This window comes from Achromobacter xylosoxidans, from assembly GCF_014490035.1.
GTDB lineage: Bacteria > Pseudomonadota > Gammaproteobacteria > Burkholderiales > Burkholderiaceae_B > Achromobacter > Achromobacter bronchisepticus_A.
The window spans coordinates 4,722,191-4,747,146 of the sequence record NZ_CP061008.1 but is presented as its reverse complement, the minus strand read 5'-3'; the positions used below and the strand labels follow the sequence as shown (position 1 = coordinate 4,747,146).

General features: G+C 65.8%; 28 protein-coding genes and 1 tRNA gene. 17 read left to right on the top strand and 12 right to left on the bottom strand.

Features of this window, described 5'->3' with window-relative positions; all coding sequences use genetic code 11:
• Nucleotides 1–105: 105 nt before the first annotated feature.
• Complete coding sequence (locus IAG39_RS22030) at nt 106–981, bottom strand: N-formylglutamate amidohydrolase (RefSeq protein ID WP_118932202.1); 876 nt, start codon at nt 979–981, stop codon at nt 106–108.
• Between the two features lie 68 nt (nt 982–1,049).
• On the bottom strand, nt 1,050–2,039 hold the full coding sequence (locus IAG39_RS22025; RefSeq protein WP_059379151.1) for a Bug family tripartite tricarboxylate transporter substrate binding protein: 990 nt from the start codon (nt 2,037–2,039) through the stop codon (nt 1,050–1,052).
• 192 nt (nt 2,040–2,231) lie between these two features.
• Here IAG39_RS22025 and gcvA point away from each other — a divergent pair, with 192 nt between their 5' ends.
• The 3 genes from gcvA (at nt 2,232) to IAG39_RS22010 (ending at nt 5,215) form a co-directional block, all read left to right on the top strand.
• Nucleotides 2,232–3,158 carry a transcriptional regulator GcvA gene (gene gcvA, locus IAG39_RS22020; protein WP_059379149.1) on the top strand — a complete coding sequence of 309 codons (927 nt, stop codon included), beginning with the start codon at nt 2,232–2,234 and terminating at the stop codon, nt 3,156–3,158.
• A gap of 7 nt (nt 3,159–3,165) precedes the next feature.
• Complete coding sequence (gene mnmA / locus IAG39_RS22015) at nt 3,166–4,284, top strand: tRNA 2-thiouridine(34) synthase MnmA (protein ID WP_059379148.1); 1,119 nt, start codon at nt 3,166–3,168, stop codon at nt 4,282–4,284.
• A gap of 112 nt (nt 4,285–4,396) precedes the next feature.
• Nucleotides 4,397–5,215 carry a sulfite exporter TauE/SafE family protein gene (locus tag IAG39_RS22010; RefSeq protein ID WP_118932203.1) on the top strand — a complete coding sequence of 273 codons (819 nt, stop codon included), beginning with the start codon at nt 4,397–4,399 and terminating at the stop codon, nt 5,213–5,215.
• A gap of 204 nt (nt 5,216–5,419) precedes the next feature.
• Here the strand turns inward: IAG39_RS22010 and IAG39_RS22005 are convergent, their stop codons facing one another.
• Nucleotides 5,420–6,028, bottom strand: a complete 609-nt coding sequence (locus IAG39_RS22005) for a glutathione S-transferase (protein WP_118932204.1) — start codon at nt 6,026–6,028, stop codon at nt 5,420–5,422.
• A 161-nt stretch (nt 6,029–6,189) separates the two neighbouring features.
• Between IAG39_RS22005 and purB the strand changes: the two genes are divergently transcribed.
• The 3 genes from purB to IAG39_RS21990 all read left to right on the top strand — a co-directional run bounded on the left by purB (nt 6,190) and on the right by IAG39_RS21990 (nt 8,958).
• Entirely contained in the window at nt 6,190–7,566 is a 1,377-nt protein-coding gene (purB, locus tag IAG39_RS22000; protein WP_059378553.1) for an adenylosuccinate lyase, read from the top strand.
• Between the two features lie 56 nt (nt 7,567–7,622).
• Nucleotides 7,623–8,081, top strand: coding sequence for a c-type cytochrome (locus tag IAG39_RS21995; RefSeq protein ID WP_059378551.1), 459 nt, complete (start codon nt 7,623–7,625; stop codon nt 8,079–8,081).
• Between the two features lie 127 nt (nt 8,082–8,208).
• Nucleotides 8,209–8,958 carry a class I SAM-dependent methyltransferase gene (locus IAG39_RS21990; protein ID WP_118932205.1) on the top strand — a complete coding sequence of 250 codons (750 nt, stop codon included), beginning with the start codon at nt 8,209–8,211 and terminating at the stop codon, nt 8,956–8,958.
• Between the two features lie 36 nt (nt 8,959–8,994).
• Here the strand turns inward: IAG39_RS21990 and IAG39_RS21985 are convergent, their stop codons facing one another.
• The 3 genes from IAG39_RS21985 to IAG39_RS21975 form a co-directional block, all read right to left on the bottom strand.
• The gene (locus IAG39_RS21985) at nt 8,995–9,687 is read right to left on the bottom strand and encodes a cytochrome b/b6 domain-containing protein (protein WP_118932206.1); all 693 of its coding nucleotides are present in this window, start codon (nt 9,685–9,687) and stop codon (nt 8,995–8,997) included.
• An 84-nt stretch (nt 9,688–9,771) separates the two neighbouring features.
• On the bottom strand, nt 9,772–10,053 hold the full coding sequence (locus IAG39_RS21980) for a hypothetical protein (protein WP_054451105.1): 282 nt from the start codon (nt 10,051–10,053) through the stop codon (nt 9,772–9,774).
• Between the two features lie 667 nt (nt 10,054–10,720).
• A complete protein-coding gene (locus tag IAG39_RS21975; RefSeq protein WP_118932207.1) occupies nt 10,721–11,080 on the bottom strand; it encodes a hypothetical protein in 360 nt (119 codons plus the stop codon).
• Nucleotides 11,081–11,171: 91 nt separating this feature from the next.
• Between IAG39_RS21975 and IAG39_RS21970 the strand changes: the two genes are divergently transcribed.
• From IAG39_RS21970 to IAG39_RS21950, 5 genes are all read left to right on the top strand, one after another.
• On the top strand, nt 11,172–11,687 hold the full coding sequence (locus IAG39_RS21970) for a GNAT family N-acetyltransferase (protein WP_118932208.1): 516 nt from the start codon (nt 11,172–11,174) through the stop codon (nt 11,685–11,687).
• Nucleotides 11,688–11,842: 155 nt separating this feature from the next.
• Entirely contained in the window at nt 11,843–12,556 is a 714-nt protein-coding gene (locus IAG39_RS21965; protein ID WP_118932209.1) for a DUF3053 family protein, read from the top strand.
• A gap of 54 nt (nt 12,557–12,610) precedes the next feature.
• The gene (locus tag IAG39_RS21960; protein WP_059378542.1) at nt 12,611–13,702 is read left to right on the top strand and encodes an AI-2E family transporter; all 1,092 of its coding nucleotides are present in this window, start codon (nt 12,611–12,613) and stop codon (nt 13,700–13,702) included.
• Between the two features lie 117 nt (nt 13,703–13,819).
• Nucleotides 13,820–14,041, top strand: a complete 222-nt coding sequence (locus tag IAG39_RS21955) for a hypothetical protein (protein ID WP_118932210.1) — start codon at nt 13,820–13,822, stop codon at nt 14,039–14,041.
• A gap of 243 nt (nt 14,042–14,284) precedes the next feature.
• Nucleotides 14,285–15,859 carry a sensor domain-containing diguanylate cyclase gene (locus IAG39_RS21950; protein WP_059378540.1) on the top strand — a complete coding sequence of 525 codons (1,575 nt, stop codon included), beginning with the start codon at nt 14,285–14,287 and terminating at the stop codon, nt 15,857–15,859.
• An 11-nt stretch (nt 15,860–15,870) separates the two neighbouring features.
• Here IAG39_RS21950 and IAG39_RS21945 read toward each other — a convergent pair whose 3' ends face one another.
• Nucleotides 15,871–16,143 carry a 6-phosphofructokinase gene (locus IAG39_RS21945; RefSeq protein WP_118932211.1) on the bottom strand — a complete coding sequence of 91 codons (273 nt, stop codon included), beginning with the start codon at nt 16,141–16,143 and terminating at the stop codon, nt 15,871–15,873.
• Nucleotides 16,144–16,294: 151 nt separating this feature from the next.
• Here IAG39_RS21945 and yddG point away from each other — a divergent pair, with 151 nt between their 5' ends.
• On the top strand, nt 16,295–17,203 hold the full coding sequence (gene yddG / locus IAG39_RS21940) for an aromatic amino acid DMT transporter YddG (RefSeq protein WP_059378536.1): 909 nt from the start codon (nt 16,295–16,297) through the stop codon (nt 17,201–17,203).
• A 29-nt stretch (nt 17,204–17,232) separates the two neighbouring features.
• Here the strand turns inward: yddG and IAG39_RS21935 are convergent, their stop codons facing one another.
• On the bottom strand, nt 17,233–17,424 hold the full coding sequence (locus IAG39_RS21935; protein WP_054451113.1) for a hypothetical protein: 192 nt from the start codon (nt 17,422–17,424) through the stop codon (nt 17,233–17,235).
• A 262-nt stretch (nt 17,425–17,686) separates the two neighbouring features.
• On the opposite strand from IAG39_RS21935, the gene IAG39_RS21930 reads away from it, so the two are divergent.
• From IAG39_RS21930 to IAG39_RS21920, 3 genes are all read left to right on the top strand, one after another.
• Nucleotides 17,687–17,935, top strand: coding sequence for a hypothetical protein (locus IAG39_RS21930; protein WP_059378534.1), 249 nt, complete (start codon nt 17,687–17,689; stop codon nt 17,933–17,935).
• Between the two features lie 127 nt (nt 17,936–18,062).
• Nucleotides 18,063–18,254, top strand: coding sequence for a hypothetical protein (locus IAG39_RS21925; protein WP_118932212.1), 192 nt, complete (start codon nt 18,063–18,065; stop codon nt 18,252–18,254).
• 187 nt (nt 18,255–18,441) lie between these two features.
• Complete coding sequence (locus IAG39_RS21920; RefSeq protein ID WP_118932213.1) at nt 18,442–19,353, top strand: hypothetical protein; 912 nt, start codon at nt 18,442–18,444, stop codon at nt 19,351–19,353.
• Nucleotides 19,354–19,381: 28 nt separating this feature from the next.
• Here IAG39_RS21920 and IAG39_RS21915 read toward each other — a convergent pair whose 3' ends face one another.
• The 4 genes from IAG39_RS21915 to egtD all read right to left on the bottom strand — a co-directional run bounded on the left by IAG39_RS21915 (nt 19,382) and on the right by egtD (nt 22,724).
• On the bottom strand, nt 19,382–19,852 hold the full coding sequence (locus IAG39_RS21915; RefSeq protein ID WP_118932214.1) for a class I SAM-dependent methyltransferase: 471 nt from the start codon (nt 19,850–19,852) through the stop codon (nt 19,382–19,384).
• A 340-nt stretch (nt 19,853–20,192) separates the two neighbouring features.
• A tRNA-Met gene (locus IAG39_RS21910) sits at nt 20,193–20,269 on the bottom strand.
• 125 nt (nt 20,270–20,394) lie between these two features.
• Nucleotides 20,395–21,711, bottom strand: coding sequence for an ergothioneine biosynthesis protein EgtB (gene egtB, locus IAG39_RS21905; protein WP_118932215.1), 1,317 nt, complete (start codon nt 21,709–21,711; stop codon nt 20,395–20,397).
• Between the two features lie 35 nt (nt 21,712–21,746).
• Nucleotides 21,747–22,724: an L-histidine N(alpha)-methyltransferase gene (gene egtD / locus IAG39_RS21900; protein ID WP_118932216.1), complete on the bottom strand. Its 978-nt coding sequence runs from the start codon at nt 22,722–22,724 to the stop codon at nt 21,747–21,749.
• Nucleotides 22,725–23,147: 423 nt separating this feature from the next.
• On the opposite strand from egtD, the gene IAG39_RS21895 reads away from it, so the two are divergent.
• Together IAG39_RS21895 and IAG39_RS21890 are read left to right on the top strand one after the other, a co-directional pair.
• Entirely contained in the window at nt 23,148–23,483 is a 336-nt protein-coding gene (locus IAG39_RS21895) for a YqjD family protein (protein ID WP_059378525.1), read from the top strand.
• Between the two features lie 68 nt (nt 23,484–23,551).
• A complete protein-coding gene (locus tag IAG39_RS21890) occupies nt 23,552–24,955 on the top strand; it encodes a phospholipase D-like domain-containing protein (protein WP_118932217.1) in 1,404 nt (467 codons plus the stop codon).
• Nucleotide 24,956: the final 1 nt, after the last annotated feature.

Here is a 24,956-nt window from a genome sequence, read left to right as displayed (position 1 = left end):
CAAAAAAAACCCCATGGCGAACCATGGGGCTGGGGTCTTGCAACCCAATTGCTCCGGCCGGTCTGACGTTGATGCCGGCCGGCACCTGCGCGCAAACGTCCGGCGTCAAGCCGTTTGCGCGCGAGTCCAGGTGATCAGCGCGGCGGTGAGTTCGCGCAGATCGGCCTTCAGGCGGCCGTAGTTTTCGGAAGGACGCAGCGAGACTTCGTCCATGTAGAGCTTGCGGTTGATCTCGATCTGCAGGCTGTGGCGGCCTTCTTCGGGGCGGCCGAAGGCGCGCACCAGTTCCACGCCCTTGTAGGGATCGTTGACGGTGACGTTGTAGCCGCGTTCGCGCAGCCAGGCGGCGATGAATTCGCGGAAGGCCGGGTCGCTGGTGCTGCCGTCGCGGTCGCCCAGCACGAAGTCGGGGTGCACCAGGCCCGGGCGGTCGGTGGCGTAGGCGCCGGCGATGCTGGGCATGGAGTGGCAGTTGATGTGCCAGACCTTGCCGAACTTCTTGTGGGCGGCGTCCAGCACCTGGCCCAGCGCGGCGTGGTAGGGCTTCCAGCAGGCGTCGATGCGGTGGCGCACTTCCGCGACCGTCAGCTTGCGGTTGTAGAGCGGCGTGCCGTCGTCCAGCATGCGCCAGATCAGGCCCTTGCCCAGCTTGACCTTGGGCGAGGCGTTGATGGCGTCGGGCCAGGCGGCGTCCAGCAGCAATTCGTCGATTTCGTCGGGCGAGCGGTTGGCGTCGATGTAGGCGCGCGGGAACGCGGCGGCAATCATCGGTACGCCCATTTCGATGGCGTCGCCCCACAGGTCGTCAACCCAGGTGTCCTCGGCGGTGCGCAATGCGCCAAAGTCCACCGCAGCCGCGAAATCGGGGGGGTAGGCGGTGCCGCTGTGCGGGGAGTCCAGCACGAGGGGAGCCGAGGAGTCCGAATCAGGATATTGCTGCGGGAGGTCGAGCCGGTAAGACAGGGGTTGGGTAATTCGCATAAGGGGGTGTTGCGTTCGTTAATCGGAGGTCCTCGCGCACCGGGCGGCGCGCGAGGACCGAAGACCGCTTAGTCGATCTTCACGTTGGCTTCTTTGGCGATGCGCTTGTTCTTGGCGATTTCAGCCGAGATCTGCGCCGCGAATTCGGCCGGAGTGTTGGCGGCCGGCGCCGCGCCCAGGGCTTCCAGGCGGCTCTTGACGTCGGCTTCGGCGCTGACCTTCTGCACGGCGGCGTTCAGCTTGTCCAGCACGGGCTGGGGCAGCTTGGCGGGAGCCACCAGGCCGAACCAGGACGCGTCGTTCACGGCCGGCAGGCCGGCTTCGGCGAACGTGGGCACGTCGGGCAGGGCGGCCACGCGCTTGGGCGAGGCCACGGCCATGGCGATCAGGCGGCCGGACTGCACGTGCGGCAGCGAGGAGGGCAGGTTGTCATACATGACGTCGACCTGGCCGGCCAGCGCGTCGTTCAGCGCCGGGCCCACGCCGCGGTACGGCACGTGCATCAGGTTGGTGCCCGAAGCCATCTTGAACAGCTCGCCCATCATGTGCGAAACCGAACCGTTGCCGGCCGACGCGTAGGTCAGCTTGCCCGGCTCGCTCTTGGCCAGCTTGATGAAGTCGGCGATGTTCTTGGCCTGGACCTTCGGGTTGATGGTCATGATGTTGGGCACGGCCGCCAGGTTCGAGACGGGCGTGAAGTCCTTCTCGCCATCGAACGGCAGGTTCGGGTAGATGGCCGGGTTGATGCCGTGGGTGCTCACGGTGGCGATGCCCAGGGTGTAGCCGTCCGGCGCACTGCTGGCGACGAAGGCGCTGCCGATCGAACCGCCGGCGCCGCCGCGGTTTTCCACCACGACGGTCTGGCCCAGTTCCTTGCCGAGCTTGTCGGCGAACAGGCGGCCGACGATGTCGGTGGTGCCACCGGGCGGGAAGGGAACGATCAGGCGGATGGGCTTGGTCGGATACGCGTCTTCAGCGTGCGCGATACCCGAGGTCAGCGGCGCGGCGAGGGTCGCGGCGGCGACGCACAGGCCCAGTACTACTTTACGGCGTTGCATGGATTCCCCTAATGAATTGGAAAGCGGATGCGCAAAGGCAGACGCAAACGCAACGATTCTTTCCTGGCGGTCCGGTTTGCGCAAACGAAAGTTTCTCCGTAAGCTATGACTTTTTTTCATGCCTTTTTTCGCGGCGGCCCGGAGCCGGGCTGTTTTTGCTGCGCGGCCTGAAACAATTTGCGTACCTCATCCATGCGGCGATTCTGTCCCTCACTCACGGATCTCCAGGCGTTCGAAGTCGCCGCGAGACATAGCAGCTTCACGCGCGCGGCCCAGGAATTGTGTGTCACGCAGGGTGCGGTCAGTAAGCAGGTGAAACATCTGGAGGAGTTCGTCGGCATCGAACTATTCCTGCGGATCAGGCAAGGCCTGGTCCTGACCGAGGCCGGACGCAGCTACCTGACCAAGATCCAGGCCGGGCTGGGGCAGATCGAAGCCGCCACCGTGGAACTGATCGCGCACCAGGGGCAGGGCGGCACGCTCAACCTGACCTGTATGCCGACCTTCGGCGCGCGCTGGCTGATCCCGCGCCTGACCGCCTTCATGCGCCTGCGGCCGGATATCCACGTCGAATTCCTGCCTCACCGCCAGGGCTATGACTTCTCCACCCCTGAACTGGACGCCGCCGTGCGCTTCGGCGAAGGCATCTGGCCAGGCAGCGGGGCGGACTACATCGTCGGCCGCGAAATTCTGCCGGTCTGCAGCCCGCGCCTGATCCCGGGCGGCTGTGCGGCGCCCGCGGACCTGCTGGCCTATCCGCTGCTGCACCACACCTCGGCGCTGGAAGGCTGGCGCGACTGGTTCGAGCAGGCCGGCTGCGATACCCGGCGCAGCCTGGAAGGCGCGCGCTTTGACCAGTATGCGCTGCTGTCGCAGGCCGCCGCGGCTGGCTTCGGCGTGGCGCTGATTCCGCGCTGCCTGATCGAAGACGAGCTGCGCGACGGCAAGCTGGCCGTCGCCATCCAGCTGCCGATCCGGGCGCGCATGGGGTACTACCTGTGCTACCCGGAGCAGAAGGCCAATCTTCCGACCCTGCAGGCTTTCCGCACCTGGCTGATGGAAGTGTCGCGGGCCGCCGAGCCGCAGCCGCGGGAAGATGCGCGGACCGATCTAAAATAGTCCCATCATGAGTCAAAAACTTACCAAGAAAGGCCGCGTTGTCGTCGGCATGTCCGGCGGGGTCGATTCTTCGGTCACCGCCTGGCTGCTCAAGCAGCAAGGCTACGAGGTCGTCGGCCTGTTCATGAAGAACTGGGAAGACGACGACGATTCCGAATACTGCTCCACCCGCCAAGACCTGCTGGACGCCGCCAGCGTCGCGGATCTGGTCGGGGTCGAGTTCGAGTTCGTCAATTTCGCCGCCGAATACAAGGACCGCGTGTTCGCGGAGTTCCTGCGCGAGTACTCCGCGGGCCGCACGCCGAACCCGGACGTGCTGTGCAATGCCGAGATCAAGTTCAAGGCCTTTCTGGACCACGCCATGGCGCTGGGCGCCGAGCACATCGCCACCGGCCACTACGCCCGAGTGCGCGAGGTGCCGGCCGAGGGGGGCGGCACGCAGTTTCAACTGCTCAAGGCGCTGGACGCGTCCAAGGACCAGAGCTACTTCCTGCACCGGCTGAACCAGGCGCAGTTGTCGCGCACCATGTTCCCGCTGGGTGAGATCCACAAGACCGAGGTGCGGCGCATTGCGCACGAGATCGGCCTGCATAACGCCGCCAAGAAGGATTCCACTGGCATCTGCTTCATCGGCGAGCGGCCGTTCCGCGAGTTCCTGAACCGCTATCTGCCGACCGAGCCTGGCCCGATCATGACGCCGGAAGGGCAGAAGGTCGGCCGCCACGAAGGGCTGTCGTTCTATACGCTGGGCCAGCGCAAGGGCCTGGGCGTGGGCGGGGTGAAGGGGCGCCAGCGCGAGGACGGTACGGCCGAAGCCTGGTACGTGGCGCGCAAGGATCTGGAGCGCAATGTGCTCTACGTGGTGCAGGGGCATGACCACCCCTGGCTGTTGTCGGGCGAGCTGCGGGCGCAGGACGCGAGCTGGGTCGCTGGTCACGCGCCGGCCGCGGGCGCCTATGGCGCCAAGACGCGCTACCGCCAGGCCGATGCCGCGTGCAGCCTGGAAGGCGCCGCCGGCGGCACCTTCAGCCTGAGCTTTACCGAACCGCAGTGGGCGGTCACGCCTGGACAGTCCGCCGTGCTTTACGATGGCGAGGTTTGCCTGGGCGGCGGCATCATCCTGTAGGTGTAGGCGCCGCGCCGGCATCCGCCGCGCGGCGTGCGCGGATTTCAATCAAAGCCCCTGGGGCGCGGCCCCTGGGGCTTTGTTCATTACCAAGAAGAAAGAGGAGAGAGTTGTGGATGTAACGATGGTGATTTGCCTGCTGGTGCTGGGGGGCGTGGTGGGTTTCGCCGCGGGCCTGCTGGGCATAGGCGGGGGCATGTTGCTGGTGCCTTTCCTGACGATGCTGTTCGCGTGGAAGGGCATGCCTGCCGACCTGGTGGTGCATGCCGCCATCGCCACGTCGATGACCTCGATCCTGTTCACCTCCATTTCCAGCGTGCGGGCGCACCAGCAGCGCGGCACGATCAAATGGAACATCGTCTGGGCGATGGCCCCGGGCATCATCATCGGCGGCCTGCTTTCGGGCGGCGCGGTCTTCGCCGCGCTGAGCACGCTGTGGCTGTCGCTGTTCTTTGCGCTGTTCGTCGGCTATTCCGGCTGGAGCATGCTGCAGAACAAGAAGCCCAAGCCCAGCCGCCAGATGCCGGGCGTGGTGGGCACCAGCACGGCCGGGGCGGGCATCGGCTTTTTGTCCGGCCTGGTGGGCGCGGGCGGCGGCTTCCTGTCGGTGCCTTTCATGGTCTGGTGCAACGTGGCCCTGCACAACGCGGTGTCAACCTCGGCCGCGCTGGGCTTTCCCATTGCGCTGGCCAATAGCGTCGGTTATGTGGTGTCGGGCCTGAACTCGGGCGAAACGCGTCCGGGCATGCTGGGCTACATCTACTGGCCGGCCCTGATCGCGCTGGTGTGCACCAGCGTGCTGACGGCGCCCTTGGGCGCGCGCATGGCGCACCGCCTGCCGGTGCAGACGCTCAAGCGCGTGTTCGCCTGCCTGCTGTTCGCGCTGGCCGCGTACATGCTGTTCAAGGCCTGGCAGACGTTCAACGCCTGAGCCGGACAGGGCTGCGCCGATGGAAAAGCGCAGCCCACGTAGAAGCGCCGCCGATGCGGTAGCAAAGGCGGCGCGGAAGCAAAGGCAAAACAGAAGCGCAGGCAAAACAGAAGCGCAGCCAAGCAGAAGCCGGGCCGCACGGATCCGGCTCCGCCGGTCCGTAGCGGCGCCCCCTGGGGGGAGGCGCGCAGCGCCTCGGGGGGGCTACACCACCGGAACGGTATCGATGAAGGACTGCCGCTGCGACAGCTTGTCGTACAGGCGGGCCAGGTTCTGGTGGTCGGCGCGCCAGTCGAGCGCGGCGAAGCGCAGGTCCAAGTAGCCCAGCGCGCAGCCGACGGCGATGTCGGCCAGGCTGTAGTTGATGCCCATGCAGTGGGCGTTGTCGCCCAGGCTCTTGTTCATCGCGTCCAGGCTGGCGTGGATCTTGGAATACTGGCGCTCGATCCATTCGGGGCTGCGCTGAGCCTCGGGGCGCTGGTTTTCCTTGACGATGGTCACGCAGGCGTCCAGGAGGCCATCGGCGATGGCTTCCCAGCACTTGACCGCGGCGCGATCACGCCCCGGCTGAGGAATCAGGCGGGCAACAGGGGACAGGGTGTCGACGTATTCGACGATGACGCGCGAATCGAAGAGGGCGCCGCCATCTTCCATGACCAGGCAAGGCACCTTGCCCAGCGGGTTGTACGTTTGGATCTGCGTGTCGGCGGACCAGACGTTTTCGAGTTCAAGCCGGTAGTCCAGCTTTTTCTCGGCCATGACGATACGCACTTTGCGCACGTAAGGACTGGTAAGCGAGCCGATCAGTTTCATGGAGTCACAAGCGGAGTCGGAAAGCGGCCGAAGTATAGCAGGCCGCATGACGGCAAGACGGCCAAGAGGCCGGAATCTTCGTCAGTTTGCCACAATGTTGCACGCTTCCGGATGATAAAATCGCCCGATTCGCTCATTCCCCGCTTTTTCTCTTCCAGACCATGCAAATCGCCGAACAGCTCAGCCAACTCAACGCCCTTTCGCCATTGGATGGCCGGTACGCTTCCCGGGGCGACGCGCTGCGCGGCCTGCTCTCCGAAGCCGGTTTCATGGCGCACCGCGTCGAGGTCGAAGTGGCCTGGCTGGTCGCGCTGTCCGACGCCGGCCTGCCGGAGCTGCCCGCCTTCTCCGAAGCCGCCCGCGCCCGCCTGCAACAATTGGTGCGCGACTTCTCGGAAGCGGATGCCGCCCGCATCAAGGACATCGAACGCGTCACCAACCATGACGTCAAGGCCGTCGAGTACTGGCTGAAGGAAAAAGTGGCCGATGACGCCGAGCTGGCCCGCGCCGCCGAGTTCATCCACTTCGCCTGCACCTCCGAAGACATCAATAACACCTCGCACGCGCTGATGCTGACGCGCGCCCGCAACGAGGTCGTGGTGCCGCGCCTGCGCGAACTGGCCGCCAAGCTGAACGACATGGCCGTGGCCCAGGCCGACCAGCCCATGCTGTCGCGCACCCACGGCCAGCCCGCCAGCCCGACGACCCTGGGCAAGGAATTCGCCAACGTGGCCGCGCGCCTGAATCGCGCCATCGCCGCGGTCGAGGCCGTCGAACCGCTGGCCAAGCTGAACGGCGCCACCGGCAACTACAACGCCCACCTGTCGGCCTATCCTGAAATCGACTGGCCCGCCTTTAGCCAGCGCGTGTTGGCCGGGCTGGGCCTGACCCAGAACCGCCACACCATCCAGATCGAGCCGCATGACTGGATGTCGGCCTTGTTCGACGCCATCACGCGCGCCAACATCATCGTGCTGGACCTGGACCGCGACATCTGGGGCTACGTGGCGTTGGGCTACTTCAAGCAACGCCTGAAGGAAGGCGAGGTCGGTTCCTCCACCATGCCGCACAAGGTCAACCCGATCGACTTCGAAAACTCCGAAGGCAACCTGGGCCTGGCCAACGCTGTGCTGCGCCACCTCTCGGACAAGCTGCCGATCTCCCGCTGGCAGCGCGACCTGACCGACTCCACCGTGCTGCGCAATCTGGGCGTGGGCCTGGGCTACTGCCTGGTGGCTTGGGATGCCTGCATGCGCGGCCTGGGCAAGCTTGAGGTCAACACTGCCGCCATCGACGCCGACATCGACGCTTGCTGGGAAGTGCTGGCCGAGCCGGTGCAGACCGTCATGCGCCGCTATGGCCTGCCGCAGCCGTACGAGCAACTCAAGGCTTTGACGCGCGGCAAGGGCATCACCGAGGAAGGCCTGCGAGAATTCATCCAGGGCCTGGCCCTGCCCGAAGAGCCCAAGGCGCGCCTGTTGGCGATGACCCCGCGCTCCTACATCGGGCTGGCCGCAGACTTGGCCCGGGCGGTATAGTCGCCTTGCCGCGCGCCCGGGGCGCGCGGCCTCTGTTGACCTTACGGGAGATTGCAATGAAGAAGTTGTCCACGCTTGCCGCGTTGGCCTGTATGACGGTTGGGCCCCTGCTGGCGACGAGCGCGTCCGCGCAGTTCGCCAAGCCGGAGGACGCGGTCAAGTACCGCCAATCGGCGCTGACGCTGATGGCTTCCCACTTTGGCCGCATGGCGCCAGTGGTCAAGGGCCAGCAGCCCTATGACGCCGCGCAGATCAAGGCCAACGTGGAAGTGCTGAAGACCTTGTCGGCCTTGCCGTGGACGGCTTTTGGCGCGGGCACCGAAGGCGGCGATGCGCGTCCGGAAATCTGGAGCGACGCTGCGGGCTTCAAGCAGAAGCAACAGGCCTTCCAGGACAATATCGTCAAGCTGTCGGCCGCTGCCGATGCCGGCGACCTGGACAAGCTGCGCGCTGCGTTTGGCGACGTCGGCGCAAGCTGCAAGGCCTGCCACGACTCGTACCGCAAGAAGAAATAAGGCGCCTGCCGTCCGCGGGCGGCATGTGGGCAAAGAGGCGCCAGCGTAACGGTTGGCGCTTTTTTTTATGGCTTTGCCGGGCGTGACCTCGCGGGACTGCGCGTCGGTCTTGCACAGGAGAGAAGCGATGAAATCCTTTGATGAGCTGGTGGCAGAGGCCGAAGCCGCCGATGTCGGCGGGTGGGGCTTCGGCTGGCTGGCGGGGCGCGCTTCCGAGCAGCGTCCGCCGTGGGGCTATGCCAGGCTGCTTGCGCAGCGCCTGGCCAGTGTGCAGTCGGCGCTGGACCTGGATACGGGCGGCGGCGAAGTGCTGGGCGAGGCGCCCCGCTTTCCGCCGGTGATGTGCGCGACCGAAGCCTGGCCGCCCAATGCCAGGAAAGCGCATGAACGCCTGGCCGCTCGTGGCTTGCGGCTAGTGCAGACAGCGCCGGGCGCGGGCTTGCCGTTTGCCGATGCGTCGTTTGAACTCGTGACGTCCAGGCACCCTGTGAACGCGGACTGGGCGGAAATCCACCGCGTCCTCAAGCCGGGTGGGCATTACTTCGCCCAGCATGTGGGGCCGGCTTCGGCCTTTGAGCTGATCGAGCATTTCCTGGGGCCTTTGTCAGCGCAGCGGCGCTTGCGGGATCCGCAGGATGAGGCGGCCGCCGCGGCGGCTGCTGGACTTGCCGTGACGGACTTGCGCGCGGCCCGTTGCCAGATGGTGTTCCATGACGTGGGCGCCGTGGTCTGGATCCTGCGCAAGTGCGTGTGGTGGGTGCCCGATTTTTCGGTGGCGAGGTATCGCGATGCCCTGCAGGCGCTGGATGAGCGGATGCGTCGGGGAGAGCCGTTCGTGGCTCATTCGACGCGGCACTTGATCGAGGCGCGGCGTTGAGCGGGCCGCAGCGCTGTCTTCGCGCTGCGTGAACCGTCAGGAAAAAGACATGTCGGCCGCGACTTCCAGCGACCGGATCCACAGTACCAGGACCGTGACACAGGCGCCCAGCACCAGCGCACGCAGCCAGACGGCGAAACCGTCCTGCGTGGGGGCCGTGCCGGCGGGCACATCCTTGGCATCGACCTTGCCGGTGATGATGGCGCGCACCAGGCGCTTGCGGCGCACCAGCGCGTACCAGAGCACAGCTGCAATATGAAGGGCGACCAGGGTCAGGATGACCCATTCGTTCAGCTTGTGCCAGGACGTCATGGCGGCGGAAACGGCTTCGCTGACGTGGCCGAACAAGGGGCCCTGCGTCATGATGTCGTCGGTGGTGAACAGGCCGCTGACCGCCTGGAAGCCGATGACCAGCAGCAGCGCCAGCACCGACAGCGCACCCAGCGGGTTGTGGCCTGCGGGCGCCGCGGCGCCCTTCAGATAGCGGGCCACGGCCGCCGGGCCGCGCACGAAGTGCGTGAAGCGGGCGTAGCGCGGGCCGATGAATCCCCAGAGCAGGCGGAACAGGATCAGACCCAACGCCGTACAGCCGAAGCGCACGTGCCAGTCCATGTACAGGCCGCCCAGCTTCACGCTGACGAACGCGCCGACGATGCAGACGACGAGCGCCCAATGAAAGAGGCGGGTGGGAAGGTCCCAGATATGGACTGCGAGACGGTTGTTCTGCATGGTGGGATCGCCAGGGCTGTATTGCCGGGGACTTTATCACGCACAAATTGCCCCGTTGCTTGCGCAACGGGGCGGGCTGCTGCTTCAGTGAGTGGCGCTGCGCACCGGTTCGATGCGATGCACGTGCTCATGGCGGAAGCGGATGCGCTGGCCGGGGGCCTTTTGCGCGGGTGCGCCGCAGGGCACGACTTCGGTCGTGTAGGTGGTCGTGCCATCGATGGGCGCGTTGTAGATGACCGTGGCGCGGATTTCCGGGCCATTTGCGGGCTTCAGGTAAACGATGTCGCCGATATGGATCGGCATGTTGTCCAGCGTGGTGTGCGCCGGGCGTCGGATCAGGTCCGAGGTCGTGAAACGAGTATTCATGGTGTTTGTTCTCTTGGTTTCTAGTTATGGGAAAAGCCGCGTCTGGCCACGTGGCGCGCAGCGTTCCTGCCGCGTGCCGCTGCCAGCCGTATTGAATCGGGCAGGCGTGTGTCGTGACACTAACGCATATATGCCGCCGTCCTTTTGCGCATTCTCATGTTTTGCGCGCACGGCCTGGCGGCGCGACGCTGTCCATCAGTCCGGGACAGCGTCGTTTCGGGTTGCGCGATGCGCGAACAAGCGCAAAGCATGCATGCGGACATGCGCGGCCCGAGAAGTCATGCAGGACGGACAGGCCCTGCTGGTTGCGGCGCGGTTATCGGTATTCGTCGCTTGCGCGTGTTGTAGGCGCCGCTGATTGTCTTGTTGCTTCTTGCCAAGCCGGACTGGCGGTTGGGTGAAGGCGTTTTGTTCCAGGCCGCAATCCGGATTTGCGGTTTTCGCAAATGGGACGGGATGCTTGGGCTTGGGTATTTTCGAGGGTCTGCTTCGGCGTCTGGGGAGGGGCTGATGTACAGGCCTCAGTGCCAGCGCCGTCGTTTATCACCGCGTTTTTTCGTATGGAATTTGGCGAAAACGGCAGAACTCAACCAGCAATAGTACAGGCAGTTGATGCTTTTGGCAAGCGTTTTGTGGTGGGGGGAGACTCCTCCCCCGTTCCAGGCCTTTAATGGGTCGCCGGGCGAGCCTGGCGCTGGGCCTCGATGATGAGGCCTTCCAGGCGTGGCGACATGCGCAGCGCCACTTGCGCGCTGGTCTGGCCGTCAGGCTGGTTTTCGGTTTCCAGGGCGAGTTCGATGCGCTCGTTGTCGAAGGCTTCGGGGGCGGCCTGAATGTCCACGTAGCGGGCCAGCAAGGCATCGACCGCCTTTTGCGCATCGGCCAGCGCTTCGTTGGATAGCTGTCCCGGGCTCAGGTACTGGTTGATCACCCGCGCCAGGTCGTTCATGAAGAACAGCAGGGCGGCCGCGCCGCGGCAATCGGGATGGGCAAAGCCCCAGGTATCGGAGGTGGCGTTTTGAGTCATGTCTTGGGGCTGGGCCTGTATTGCGGGGCCGTGATGGCCGAAAACGCCATTTTATGGGATCGGACGCCGGGCCCGCATCAGGCATACTGCCATGCCTATGATCAGACTCGCACGACCTACAGACCTGGCCAGCCTGGCCGATATCGAACGCTCCGCCGCGCGGCGCTTCCTGGGCACGCATATGGCGTGGGCCGCCGGCGACGATACGGCGCCGCAGGCCGAGCTGGCGCAGGCGCAGGCGGCCGGCCTGCTGTGGGTCGCGGAAGGCGAGGGCCAGTGCGCGGGCTTTGCGCTGACGCGGCCCATGGACGGCGATCTCTACCTGGCCGAAATGGCGGTAGCGTTGCCGTGGCAGGGGCGCGGCCTGGGGCGGGCGCTCCTGGCCGCCGTATGCACGCATGCCCGCAGTGCCGGTCGCTACCGGTTCGTGCTGCTGACCACCGACCGCGAACTGCCTTGGAACAGGCCGTTTTACCTGCGGCAAGGTTTCGTCGATATCGCGGCAGGGGAGCTCCCGCCCGGGTTGCGCGAGCGCTTGAGCCATGAGGCGGCCATGGGTTTTGACCCCGCGCGCCGTTGCGCCATGGCGTATCCCCTGGAGCCATGATGCGGGCGGCGCACCCTGTGTCAACACGCTTCGATAGCAACAAAATCCGCCCGCCGGCAGCGTCGGAAAGCGCCTTCGGGATAATCTGCCGGAGGGCGGCCGCCCAGTTCGCGGGCGGCGCCGGTTCTGCGAACCCGCATGCAAGGAGGATGCGCATGGCATTGCTGCGAGCTTGCCTGCTGGGCCTGGCGATGGCGTCGATGCTGTTTCTGTCGGCCTGCGTCAACAAAGAGCCCCAGGAGCGGGCCGCGTTCATCCAGCTGCTGCAAAGCCGGATGAACAGCGCGTCGCTGCTGCCCATAGGCGTCCTGAGCGAGCAGGAAAAGGAGGCCGTCGGCGGCTATGCCGATGCCTACGAGGTCATCGCCGATTTTCAGGAAATCCTGACGCAGGCGGCGGCGTCCATGCGTGACGCGTCGGAAGTCGAGACCCTGCGTTCGGTGGCCGAGATCGTGGAGCGGCGGGACCGCCTTGAGGCCGCGCGCAAGACGCTGGCCGAGCAGGCTGCCGAGGTCCAGCGGGCTCAGGCCAGGGCGGACAAGGCGCGTGCGGCGCTGACGCTGCCGGCCGATCTGGCGCCCGTCTACGACGGTGTCTATGACGAGGCAGTGACGGCGCCCGCGGCCGAGGTGCTCGATGCCGCGGCCGCCATGGACGCGGTGGCGCGCGATGCGCTGGGCGTGGCGGATTTCGTGGCCGCACATGCGCAGGACATCCTGCTGGCGGATGGGCAGGCGCGCGTCGCCACGCCCACGCTGCAGCAGGAGTTGAACCTGCGCCTGCAGGGGTTGAACGCGCAGTCGGAGGTTCTGGAGCATGCGCGCGCCGCATTGCGTCAGGCCGCCGGACAGCCGCAGGACGCCCGCTGAACGGCGCTTTGTACAATGCGGGTCTCGCGGCGCAAGCCGAGCCTGGGACGTAATATGAGCCAATCTTCCAGCGTGCACTACAGAACCTTTCTGCTCCTGCTGGTGGTGGTCACCATCGCATTCGGCTGGTTGTTGTGGCCGTTCTACGGCGCTGTTTTCTGGGGCGCGGTCCTTGCCATCATCTTTGCGCCGCTGCAGCGCCGGCTGGTGGCGCGCATCGGCGGACGGCGCAACCTGGCCGCGCTGATCACTTTGCTGCTGGTGCTGCTGCTGGTGATCCTGCCGCTCATCGTCATCAGCGGATCGCTGGTGCGCGAAGGCGCGAACCTCTATCAGAGCGTCAAGTCCGGGCAGATCAACTTCGGCGACTATTTCCAGCAGGCCATGGCGGCGCTGCCGCCGTCGGTGCATGATCTGCTGGCGCGCTTCGACCTGGCCGACATACCGAGCCTGCAGGAAAAGCTCAGCGCGGGCGCCATGCAGGCCAGCCAGTTCCTGGCGACGCAGGCCTTGAACATCGGGCAGGACACGTTCCAGTTCGTGATCAGCTTCGGCATCATGCTGTACCTGCTGTTCTTCCTGTTGCGCGACGGCCCGCAGCTATCGGCGCGGCTCAAGCGCGCCATGCCGCTGAGCGACACGCACAAGCAGCATCTGCTGCGCAAGTTCACCACCGTGGTGCGCGCCACCGTCAAGGGCAACGTCGCAGTGGCCGCGGCGCAGGGCGCGCTGGGCGGCATCATCTTCTCGATCCTGTCTATCCAGGGCGCGCTGCTGTGGGGCGTGATCATGGGTTTTCTGTCCTTGCTGCCCGCGATCGGCGCGGGGTTGATCTGGGCGCCGGTCGCGATCTACTTCCTGTTGACCGGCGCCACGATCAAGGGCGTCGTGCTGATCGCTTTCGGCGTGCTGGTCATCGGCATGGTGGACAACGTGCTGCGCCCCATTCTGGTCGGCAAGGACACCAAGATGCCGGACTATGTGGTGCTGATCTCCACGCTGGGGGGCATGGCTTTGTTCGGCCTGAACGGCTTCGTGATCGGCCCGCTGATCGCCGCGCTGTTCATGGCCAGCTGGGACTTGTTTGCGCCGCCGGTGGAGGGATACGCGGACGCCGCCGCAGACAAGCCAAGCGCCCGAAAGTAGGCGCGGCGGATCGGCCGTCAGTCCGTCCGTCCCAAGACGGGTGTATGGTGTAGCAGGCCGGCTTCCATCGGGGCCGGCCTGTCGTATCAACCTCGACTATTCGGGAGCGCGTCGGATATGGAATGGAAACTGCATCGATCGGGCTGGATCGAAGAACGCAACTTCGACATCGAATTCGCCGAGACGCCCGACGGCTATCACGCCCGGGTGCGGGTCTTCGGATTCCCGGTGCTGGAAGACACCAAGCATGTGTTTCCCAATGAGGCGCTGGCCGAAAAAGGGGCGCTGACGCTGCTCAAGACCCAGTTCACCGGCACCCCGGACCTGGAAGACCAGTAGACGAACCAGGCGCCGCGTCTCCGGAATAAATTGGGGACGCGCCCTTTAAGCCACATCCGTCTCGACGCGGCGAGGGGATTCCCATGGCGCGGATTGTGCGATTGCGAACTTCTGCAATAATTTCTGGCGTTCGTTCGTCCTCTGCTCGTGGGCCGGGCGGAGCGTATCGGGAGGCGCATGGGTCCAGAGGTGTGGTTTCGGTCGGCAGGGCGACGTTTGCGGACGTCGCAAGGCGAGGTTCCCGTGGCTGACGGCGAGAGCCTGGCCGTCGCGCGGGCGCGTCGGCCGCGCCGTTATTCCATGCGCACGGGCCTGCTCACGCTTGTGTTCGCCTGTATTACGCCCGCGCTGGTCATGGCGTCCGTGGCGGTCTACGAAAGCTACGTCATCCAGAAAGAGCGGATCTTCCGCGACACGATATTCCTGGCGCGCAATCTCACCGCGATTCTCGACCGCGAACTCACCGGCGTCGAGGCTGGCTTGCAGATGCTGGCGTCGTCGCCGGATCTCGTCGCCGGCGACCTGGCCGGTTTTCATAGGCGGGCGCGCGAGTCCGTGCGTTTCCAGATCATCGACAGCTATGTCCTGACCGACAAGGATGGCCGTCAATTGATCAACACGTCTGTTCCGTTCGGCAACGCCTTGCCGCCGACGGGTGCCTCCGCCGAGCTGGCCCACGTTTTCCAGACACGGACTGCGGTGTTGACGGGGCTGTTCACCAGCAGGGTCAATCAAGCTCCGCTGATTGCGCTGGGCGTGCCGGTGCTGCGCAACGGCGAGGTCGCCTACAGCCTGAACGTCGGCATCTTGCCTGAGCGCATTGGCAATCTGCTGGGCAGGCGCGCCTTGCCGGACGGCTGGGTGGCCGCCGTGCTGGACGACAGCGGCACGATACTGGCGCGCACGCGCGATACCTCGAAATTCGTGGGCCAGAAGGCCGTTCCCGAACTGGCGCGGGCGGTGCAGCAGGAAAGCGAGGGTTCGCTGGAAACCATTACCAAGGAAGGCACGCCGGTCTACACCGCTTTCAGCCGCTCGTCGTTATCTGGCTGGACGGTCGCCGCCGGCGCGCCGATGAGCCTGCTGACCACGGACCTCTACCGCTCCATCGCCTGGATCGCCCTGGGCACCTTACTGGCCTTCGGGCTGGGCTTGCTGCTGGCCTTGCGGCTGGCCCAGCGCCTGACCTCGTCCGTGCAGAGCCTGGTCGCGCCGGCGCTGGCGCTGGGCAAAGGGCATGCGGTGATGGTGCCGGGCACGCGCGTCAAGGAGGTTGCGGAAGTGGGCGGCGCCCTGGTGCAGGCCTCGCGCATGCTGACGCATGCCCAGCACCTGGCGCACTACGATCCGCTGACCGGGCTGTGCAACCGCGTGCTGTTCAACGAATTGGTGCTGCGCGAGGTGGCGGTGGCGCAGCGCAGCGGCGAATCCTTCGCCATCCTGGCGATCGATCTGGACGGCTTCAAGGCGGTCAACGACCTGCATGGCCATGCGGCCGGCGATGCGGTGCTGCAGGAAGCGGCGGAGCGCATGGCCGATGCGATCCGCGTGTCCGACGTGGCGGCGCGGCTTGGAGGCGACGAATTCGCGGTGTTGCTGCTGGGCGCGGACAAGGAAAACGCCGGGCATGTCGCGCAGGCGCTGGTCGAAAACCTGTCCCTGCCGTATCCCGACGTCAGTGTCGCCGTATCCGCCAGCGTGGGCATAGCCGTGTATCCGCAATCCGGCGTCACCGTGCGCGAATTGCTGGAGCGCGCGGACAGAGCGCTCTACAAGGCCAAGGGCCAGGGCAAGCGGCGGGTGGAGGCGGATCAGTAGCTCCGCCAGCCTCAGAGGTCGGAGAGCGGCGGCGCCAGGGCGGTCAGGACTTCGCCCGATTTCAGCCTGTACCGGTTCCGGTCCAGCGGCAACACCAGCTCCCCCTCGGTGGTGCGGTGTATGTAGCGGGCCGCGTTAGGCCGGGCCGCGTCAGGCCGGGCCGCGTCAGCCTGCAACGCAGCCGCTCCCGGCTCTTCCGCCCGCAAGAACACCTCAATCCGGTAGAGCCGGCCCGATTCCGTGCTGGCCAGCACGTCGCTCAATCTGCGTGTGGATATGGTCATGCGACGCTTGCTCCTTCTTCTGCATTGTTCTGGCGGTCATTCCGGGCTGGGGAGGCCGGCTCCGCCGTAAGGCGGGGGCCGCCCGCGGAGCGTTTGGGTTTTCGCTAAACTGCCCGGCTTGACGCCCCAAGACGGGCAATCGGAATCGGTAATGCAACTCTCCCTGAGCCGGAACACGGCGACTTCACTGGGCTTGCTGGCGGTGCTGCTGTGGGGCACCGTGGTTGGCCTGATCCGCAGTGTCAGCGAAAGCTTCGGGCCGGTCGGCGGCGCCGCGCTCATTTACACGGCGGGTTCGGCGTTCCTGGTGCTGCTGCTGGGCTTTCCGAAGCTGCGGACCTTTCCGCGTTCCTATCTCATCGTCGGCAGCCTGCTGTTCGTTGCCTACGAGATCTGCCTGTCGCTTTCCCTGGGATTCGCTGCCAACCGTGGCCAGGCGATCGAGCTGGGCATCGTCAACTATCTCTGGCCTTGCTTTACCGTGATTCTGGCCATGCTCATCAATGGCCAGCGCGCCAACGCGTGGGTGGTGCCCGGCATACTGCTGTCGCTTGCCGGCATCGTCTGGGTCCTGGGCGGATCCGGCGGGCTTTCCTGGGAGCGCACCCTCGCCAACGTGTCCAGCAATCCCCTCAGTTATGGGCTGGCCTTCAGCGGCGCCGTGATCTGGGCCGTCTATTGCAACGTCACGACGCGATTCGCCGATGGCAAGAATGGCGTTGCCTTGTTCTTCATGCTGACCGCGCTTGCCCTGTGGATCAAGTACCTGTCGGGCGCCGAGCCTGCGCTGGCCTTCTCCTGGCCCGCCACGCTGGAGCTGCTGGTGACCGGCGGCGCCATGGCGGCGGGCTACGCGCTGTGGAACGTAGGGATACTCAAAGGCAACCTGACCTTGCTGGCCACGGCGTCCTACTTCACGCCGGTGTTTTCGACGTTCTTTGCTGCCGTGTGGCTGTCGACCCGTCTGAACGCATCATTCTGGCAGGGCGTGGCCATGGTGACCGCCGGGTCGCTGCTGTGTTGGGCCGCAACGCGCGGCAAAGCCGCCCGGGGCGCGTAGCCCCAGGCGCATGCGTTGCAATGATGGAATTATTCGATCAGCACGGTCTGCGCGACCGCGTATCCGAGCGGAATCAACAAGAGTGAAGCGAACAAGGAACTGGTGATCGCCGCCGAGATTCTCAGCCAGGGTTCGGACCCTGCGCTTTGAACCGTTTGAATCACCAACGCGACGATACCCACAACCATCAAACAGCTGATAACCACTGCTACATAAGTCATGTTGTCTCCGTCCTCGCCTGATTAAAGGGATGCGGCTGCCGCTGAGCGGTCTAGATGTTTGTATTGATTGTGCGCCTGTATTGGCGCAACAGGCCCTAGGGTTTTCCTGACGCGACGCGCGGTTTGTGGCGTTTTTGCTGCGGGGTCTGCAGCATGAATTCATGTGCGGTCGCAGCATTCATGGCCGTGTCGCCAGCACCGGGGTTGCGCCGGCGCGTCTTGCGCTACGATGGCGGCGTCGAGTCACGTTAAAGGCCGTCCCATGCCGCAACTGCGCCCAGGCACGCGCGCCACGTTGCAAGTCAGGCAACTGATGCCGGGAGAATTCGCCTGGATCATCACCTTGTTCGATCCCGAAACCGGCAATGTGCGCAGCACCAATTATTCGCCCAGGCGTTATGCCAGCCAGGACGAAGCCTCCGCCGCGGGCAAGGCTGCTGTCGTCGAATTTCTTGGCGGCGGCGGCCAGAAAGCCGCCGAACCGGCCAGGGACGGCAAGAGCAAATCCTGACCCTGCTGGCTGCGCATGCATGAAAGCCCTCGCGAAGAGGGCTTTTTTCGTTCAGGGGCCACAAGCCGGGAATGCGGTTTGCTGATGGGGCTGGGCGGCGCGCCAGGCGCCGCTTCAGGAGAACGCCATGTCCCAATCCATGCATCGCGAACCCGGTGGGGGCGACCCGCCCGCGCCCGACGATCCCGCCTTTCCCAATAATCCGCCGCCGGACGACCCGCCGCTCGATCCGACGCGGCCACGCAGCGATCCCGACGTCATCGATCCCGTGCAGCCGCCGCCGAATCCGCGCGCGCCCGGCACCATCGACCTGGCCTGAGCGTTGCGAGCAACGCGCAGGACATCATCCAAGGAGGCTTTATGCGTTCCATCTTGCTTTGGCTATTGGGCGTGCCCATTCCCATCATCATCCTGCTGGCGCTTTTCTGGCATTGACCCGCGAGGCTTTCCGCCGCGGCAGCGCGTATCCGCGCCGCCGCGATGAACCGTGAACAAGGAACAGATCCATGGAAAACGCAACTTCATTGAGCCAGCCCTATCCCGGCGGCGTGCCGCCGAGGGAATCTGCCATCTCCGCCGTCTCCTGGGCCGCGGTGATCGCGGGGGCGGTCATCGCCGCGGCCCTTTCGCTGGCGTTGTTCGCTGGCGGCACCGGGCTGGGCTTTCTTTCGGTTTCGCCCTGGAGCGGCGAGGGCGCAACCGCGCCCGCGATAGGCATCGGCCTCATCGTGTGGATGTTGGCCACGCAGATCGTCGCCTATGGCATCGGCGGCTACGTCGCGGGGCGGCTGCGCACCAAATGGGTCGACGTGCACTCGGACGAGGTTTACTTCCGCGACACGGCGCACGGTTTTCTGGTGTGGGCGTTGAGCGCGGTCGTAAGCGCGGTGCTGCTGGGCGCTTCCATCGCGACCTTGGTTTCGGGCGTGGCGAAGGCGGGAGCTTCTGTCGCGGCAGGGGCCGGCACGGCTGCGACGGCCGCGGCAGCCGCCGCGGGCGGCAGTGACGGAATGGCGCAGATGCAGGGCTACTTCTCGGACGCCTTGCTGCGCTCGGAGCGGCCCGATGCCGGCGCCGACCGCAACGGCGCGAGAGTGGAGGTGGGCCGCATCATGGCGATGAGCGCGGCGCGCGGCTCGATGACGGGCGAGGACCGCGACTATGTCGTGAAAGTCGTGGCGGCGCAGACCGGCATGGAGCCGGCGGCGGCGCAGCGCCGCGTCGAGCAGGCCGTGCAGAACATGAAGCAGGCCGCCGACGACGCCCGGCAAAAGGCCAAGGAGGCCGCAGACCAGGCGCGCAAGGCCGCGGCCGCGTTCGCGCTGTGGGGCTTCGCCTCGATGCTGATCGGCGCCTTCGTGGCCAGTCTGGCGGCGACCTGGGGCGGCCGGCGGCGCGACGCGGTGCGGCTGCCTTGACTGGAAGGCAGCCGCCGGGCCGCTCCCGTCAGGCAGCGGCCCGCGCCGGATCCGGACGCTTCTCGCCGAAGATGAACACGTGCGCGTAGCTGTCGTTCATGGCATGGCGCGCTTGCGTGACTCCCGGGATGGCCGGCGCCATGGGGGCAAACAGATCCCGCCATGCGATGTCCACCTCGAAGGGGGCGTGTTCGGGCGTATCGTTGTAGCCCAGGATCAAAAGCCCGCCAGGCTTGAGCACGCGATGGCATTGCTCCATCAGGCGTTCGAAATCGGCTCGCTCGTTGAGGCCCCAGCCGATCAAGCCATTGGCCACCACGACGTCGAACGAGGCTTCGGGGTAGAACGCCGACATGTTGGTTGCGCTTCCGATGGTGTGTCTGCCGGCTGGGCCGTAGACGGCTTGTTCGGGATCCATGTCCAGCGAATGGAAATCCATCTTCAGCAAGCGAGGGTAGTGCCAGGTGTATTCATGCATGCCGACGAACAGGCACTGCATGGGGCTGCTGGCCTGGGCAGCCGATTGGTTCAGGTAGCCGAATATCTGCTGTTCCAGGAAACTGCGATTCGGCGCCTTCAGCCGGAAATCAAAACCGCAACGTGCGGCCAGTTCTGGCGACCAATGAAATAGCCTCTTTTTTGCTCTACGGATAAGTCGGCGCAAGGGAATTTGATCGCTCCTGGGAGGTTGCTCGGGGTGGCGGCTGTGCGATGGCAAGTGAGGCTGTATGGTCCCCATGCCGGCGGCGATACCGCGTCGTGAGACAGGCTTCCTGCGACTAGAGTTCCGATGCAAAAACAAAAAGGGCGCCCACTTGTGTGGGCGCCCTTTGAATTCCTGGTGGCGCATCCCTGATTCGAACAGGGGACCTGCGGATTATGATTCCGTCGCTCTAACCGGCTGAGCTAATGCGCCATTTCGATCAACCTCTGGGTTTGCGTCACATCCGTGTCGCAATCAGTGATCAACGAAGAACGAAATTCTAGCACGAAATTTTTGACGCATGCAAGCGATCCTCGGTCAAATTTCAAAGAAAGGCTTCAGGCGTCCCGCGCCAGCCGGATGCCAGAGAACTGCCAGCGGGCCTCGGGCGGGAAAAAATTGCGGTAACTGGGGCGGATGTGGTCCCTGGGGGTGGCGCAGGAGCCGCCTCGCAAGACGTACTGGTTGCACATGAACTTGCCGTTGTATTCGCCCACCGCGCCGCTGTCGGGCTTGAAGCCGGGGTAGGCATCGTAGGCGCTGGAGGTCCATTCCCAGGCGTCGCCGAACAGTTGCACGGGGCCGCCCGTGCCGTTGCGCGCGGGCGCCGGTCGCGTGTCCAGGTGGCCGTTCTCCAGCATGTTGGCGCGCCCGGCCAGCGCGCCTTCGGGCTGTTGGCGGGCGGCATGTTCCCATTCGGCTTCGCGCGGCAGCCGCACGCGCGCCCAGCGGGCGTAGGCGTCGGCCTCGAAATAGCTGATGTGCGTGACCGGCGCCTGCAGTTCGAGTTCCTGCATGCCGCGCAGCGTGAAGATGCGCCAATCGTCGCGCTGTCCTTCCCAGTAGAGCGGCGCGCGCCAGCCTTCGGCGCAGGCTATGTCCCAGCCCAGCGACAGCCAGAGTTCGGGCCGCTTGTAGCCGCCGTCCCGGATGAAGGCCAGGTATTCGTGCTGGGTCACCAACCGGTCGGCCAGGTGGAACGGGGCCAGCAGCACGTCATGGGCTGGCCCCTCGTTGTCGAAACCGAAGCCATTGCCGTCATGGCCGATGCGGGTGATGCCGCCGCCATAGCGGGTCCAGCCGGCCGGTGTGGAAGGTGGCAGCGCGGGCGGGCCAGGCGCGACGTAGGCGGGCTTGAGCGGATTGGCCGACAGCATGTGCTTCAGGTCGGTCAGGATCAGCTCCTGGTGTTGTTGTTCGTGATTCAGGCCCAGCTCCAGCAAGGCGTCGAAGGCGGGGTCGTTGCCGCCCAGGCGCGAGATCAGCTCGTGCATGGCGCCGTCCACATGCCGGCGGTAGTGCTGTACTTCCGCCAGCGCGGGACGCGACAGCAGGCCGCGGCGCGGACGCGGATGCTTGGCGCCGACGGCGTTGTAGTAGGAGTTGAACAGCATGCGGTACTGCGGATGGAACACCGCATAGGACGGGTGAAAGCGCGTCAGCAGAAAGGTCTCGAAGAACCAGGTGGTGTGGGCCAGATGCCATTTGACCGGGCTGCAGTCCGGCATGGATTGCACCTGGCAATCCTCGGGGCTCAGCGGGGCGGCCAGGGCCGTGCTGGTGGAGCGCACCGCGTCGTAGCGGTCGTGCTGGCCCGCCTGGCCGGCAGCGTAAGGTCCGGTGGCAGGGTGAGTCAGCAGGCACGCAGGTTCCATGGCGATCCTCCAGTGGCGTTGAGGGCAGGCCCGCTTTACGCGCGGGCGCTGAAAATCGAGAACCAGCCGCGGGAATCCGACCAGTGCGCGACGTCGCGGTAGCCGGCGCTCTGCAGCAGGTCGGCGAAGGCTTGGGGAGTGAACTTGTAGGAGTTTTCAGTGTGGATGCGTTCGCCGGCGCTGAACGCGCGCGCGCCGCCCGGCCACGCCACGCGCACCGCGCGCAGCGCTTCCAGATGCATTTCGATGCGCGAGTCGGCGCTGTTGAACAGCGCCACGTGGCGCCAGTCGTCCACGTCGAAATCGGCGTCCAGCACGCTGTTCACGTGCCGCAGCAGGTTCAGGTTGAAGGCCGCGGTCAGGTGCAGCGCGTCGTCGTAGGCGGGCTCCAGTACTTGTTTGGGCTTGACGCGGTCCACCCCGACCAGCAAGCCGCCGCCCGCGCATTGCTCGCGGATGCGCCGCAGCATGGCGTGCGCGTCCGCGGGGCTGAGATTGCCGATGCTGGAACCGGGATAGAAGAACAGCCGCTGTTCGGCCGGAATGCTGGCGGGCAGGGCCAACGCGTGCGTGAAGTCCTGGCCGATGGCGGTGATCTGCAGGTCGGGGTAGGACAGCTGCAGGCGGCGCACCGCGGCTTGCAGGTAGTCGGCCGAAATGTCGATGGGCACGTAATGGCGCGGGCGCAGGCTGGGGAACAGGCGTTCGGCCTTGACGCAATCGCCCGCGCCCAGGTCGATCATGGAGAGCACCGGTCCGACGTGGCGCGCAATGTCGGCGCCATGGCGCTGGAAGATCTCCGACTCGCAGCGCGTCGGGTAATACTCCGGGAGCTGTGTGATCGCGGTAAAGAGCGCCGAGCCCAGCGCGTCATAGAGGAACTTGGGATCGATGTGCGCGTGGCGCGCCAGCAAGCCTTCGTGCAGTTCAAGCTGCTCGGCGCTGGGAGGCTGCGGCGCTTGCGCGATGAATTTCGGCGCGGCGGGGGCAAACAGTGCGGAAGGCGAAACCATGCGTCCTGTTCCTTTTCTGTCGCCGGGACTGCCCGCCGCGGGTGCGCCCAGGATGGGGCGGCGGGCGGTCGGGAGGCGCGGCGTTGGGAGGCTCAGACCAGGCGGTTCTGGCGCATTGCAAAAGTCTATTGTGGCGGTCAGGGCGGGGCCGGTGTCAAGCGCCAAGCCGCTGAATGCAATGGATTTTTACGAATTTGAAAGACGGCATGCAAGCTCCGGCGCCGGCCTGCGGTGCGCGCGCTGCCGATACCTTTGCTTGCGTTGAAATATCGGTTTACGGCTGGTTGCCAAAGCTCTGGCGGCCGCGGCCGTTGATGGTCACAATGGGACTCTTCAATGCGCGGCGCGCTTCGGGTACCGAGCGTGCTGCGTTGCGTCAGGCGGCCCGACTCCGCGAGGCCCAACAACTACAAAGGAGCGACCATGAACCGAAAGCACCAACGCGCCGAAATGGCCCTGCACCGTGAGCGCGTCAGCGACAGCTTCCACGAGCTGCTCGCCGGCACGGAAGACCTGTTGCGCTCGACGGCGTCGTATACGGGGTCCGAGATCGAATCGGCGCGCGCGCGCCTGAGGCGCCAATTGGCCGACGCGCGCGAGTCCGCCGGCGATTGGGAGGGCGCGGCGCGGGAACGCGCGCGCCGCGCAACCGCCTATGCTGACGAGTACGTGCATGAACATGCCTGGAAGTCGGTGGGCGTGGCGGCGCTGGTGGGCGCCTTGCTAGGCTGCCTCCTGGCCTCGGGCGGCCGCCGCTAAGCCCTGACGCCATGAAGCCGTCCGGGGCTGCGCGCCGGTCGGGACTGCGGCGGGATTGGCGGGCGTGGATGGCCCGCGCACACCGGTTGCTGCTGCCGCTGGCGTGTGCGGTCTGGCTTGCGGCCTGCGCCAGTGTTCCTGATTCGCAGGAGCGCCGCGCGCGCGCATCGCAGGCCAGCCTGTCTTCCGACGCGGCCTCGGACAGCTATCGCCGCGGGCAGGGCATCGCCGCGGACCCGCGGACTCCCAAGGGCGACTTTCTCGCGCGTCACCTTGCCGTCGAGCGAGCAGTCAGCGGTGCGCCGCTGGTTGCCGGCAACCGTGTCCGGCTCCTGGCGGACGGCCCCAGCACCTACCGCGCCATGCTGCATTCCATCGCGCAGGCTCGCCGGTACGTGCACATGGAAACCTATATCTTCGATGACGATGCCGAAGGTTCGCGCTTTGCCGAAGCCCTGATCGCGGCGCGCAATCGCGGCGCCGAAGTGTCCTTGATGGTCGACGCGGTCGGCACGATCAAGACGCCCGATGCCTTGTTCCAGCGCCTGCGCGATGCGGGCGTACAGGTGGCGATCTTCAATCCGGTCAACCCGGCGAGCGGCCGCGCGGGCTGGTCGCCGAACCAGCGCAACCATCGCAAGGTGCTGGTCGTGGACGGCAAGGTCGGCTACCTGGGCGGCATCAACGTCAGCAGCGTCTACGAGTCTTCCCCGAACTCGGGATCGGGTAGCGGAGGCAGTGCAGGCAAGGCGGACGCGCCAGCGGCCGCCGACGCCCGGGTGGCGCCCTGGCGCGACACGCATCTGCGCATCGAAGGGCCTGCCGTGGCCCAACTGGAGCAGGTCATCCGCGCGGGTTGGGAATCCCAGTCCGAGGAGCCGATCAAGGGGGGCGATTCGCAGGTGGCGCCGCCCCTGGGTGCAACGACGGTGCGGATACTGGCCAATCAGCCGGACCGCAGCGATGGCTACACCGTCTACCTGACGCTGATGTCGGCGTTTGAAAGCGCACAGGAATACATCCATATCACCATGGCGTACTTCGTGCCGGATCCCGCCTTCATCGAAGTCCTGACGGACGCGGCCCGGCGTGGCGTCGACGTGGCGCTGGTGCTGCCCGGCTTCAGCGACTCGTCGCTAGTGTTCCATGCGGGACGTTCGCACTATACGGACCTGCTCAAGGCCGGCGTGAAAATCTACGAGCGGCGCGATGCGCTCTTGCATGCCAAGACCGCGGTGGTGGACGGCGTGTGGTCCACGGTGGGGTCCAGCAACCTGGATTGGCGCAGCTTTGCGCTGAACTACGAAATCAATGCCGTGGTGCTGGGGCCTGAATTCGCGGCCGAAATGGAGGCGCTGTTCCAGCGCGACGTCGCCGATTCGGTGCGGATCACGCCCGAGGCCTGGCAAGCCAGGGGCGTGGGTGACCGTTCGATGGAGTTCTTCTCGCGCATGTTCGAGCGCTGGCTGTAGC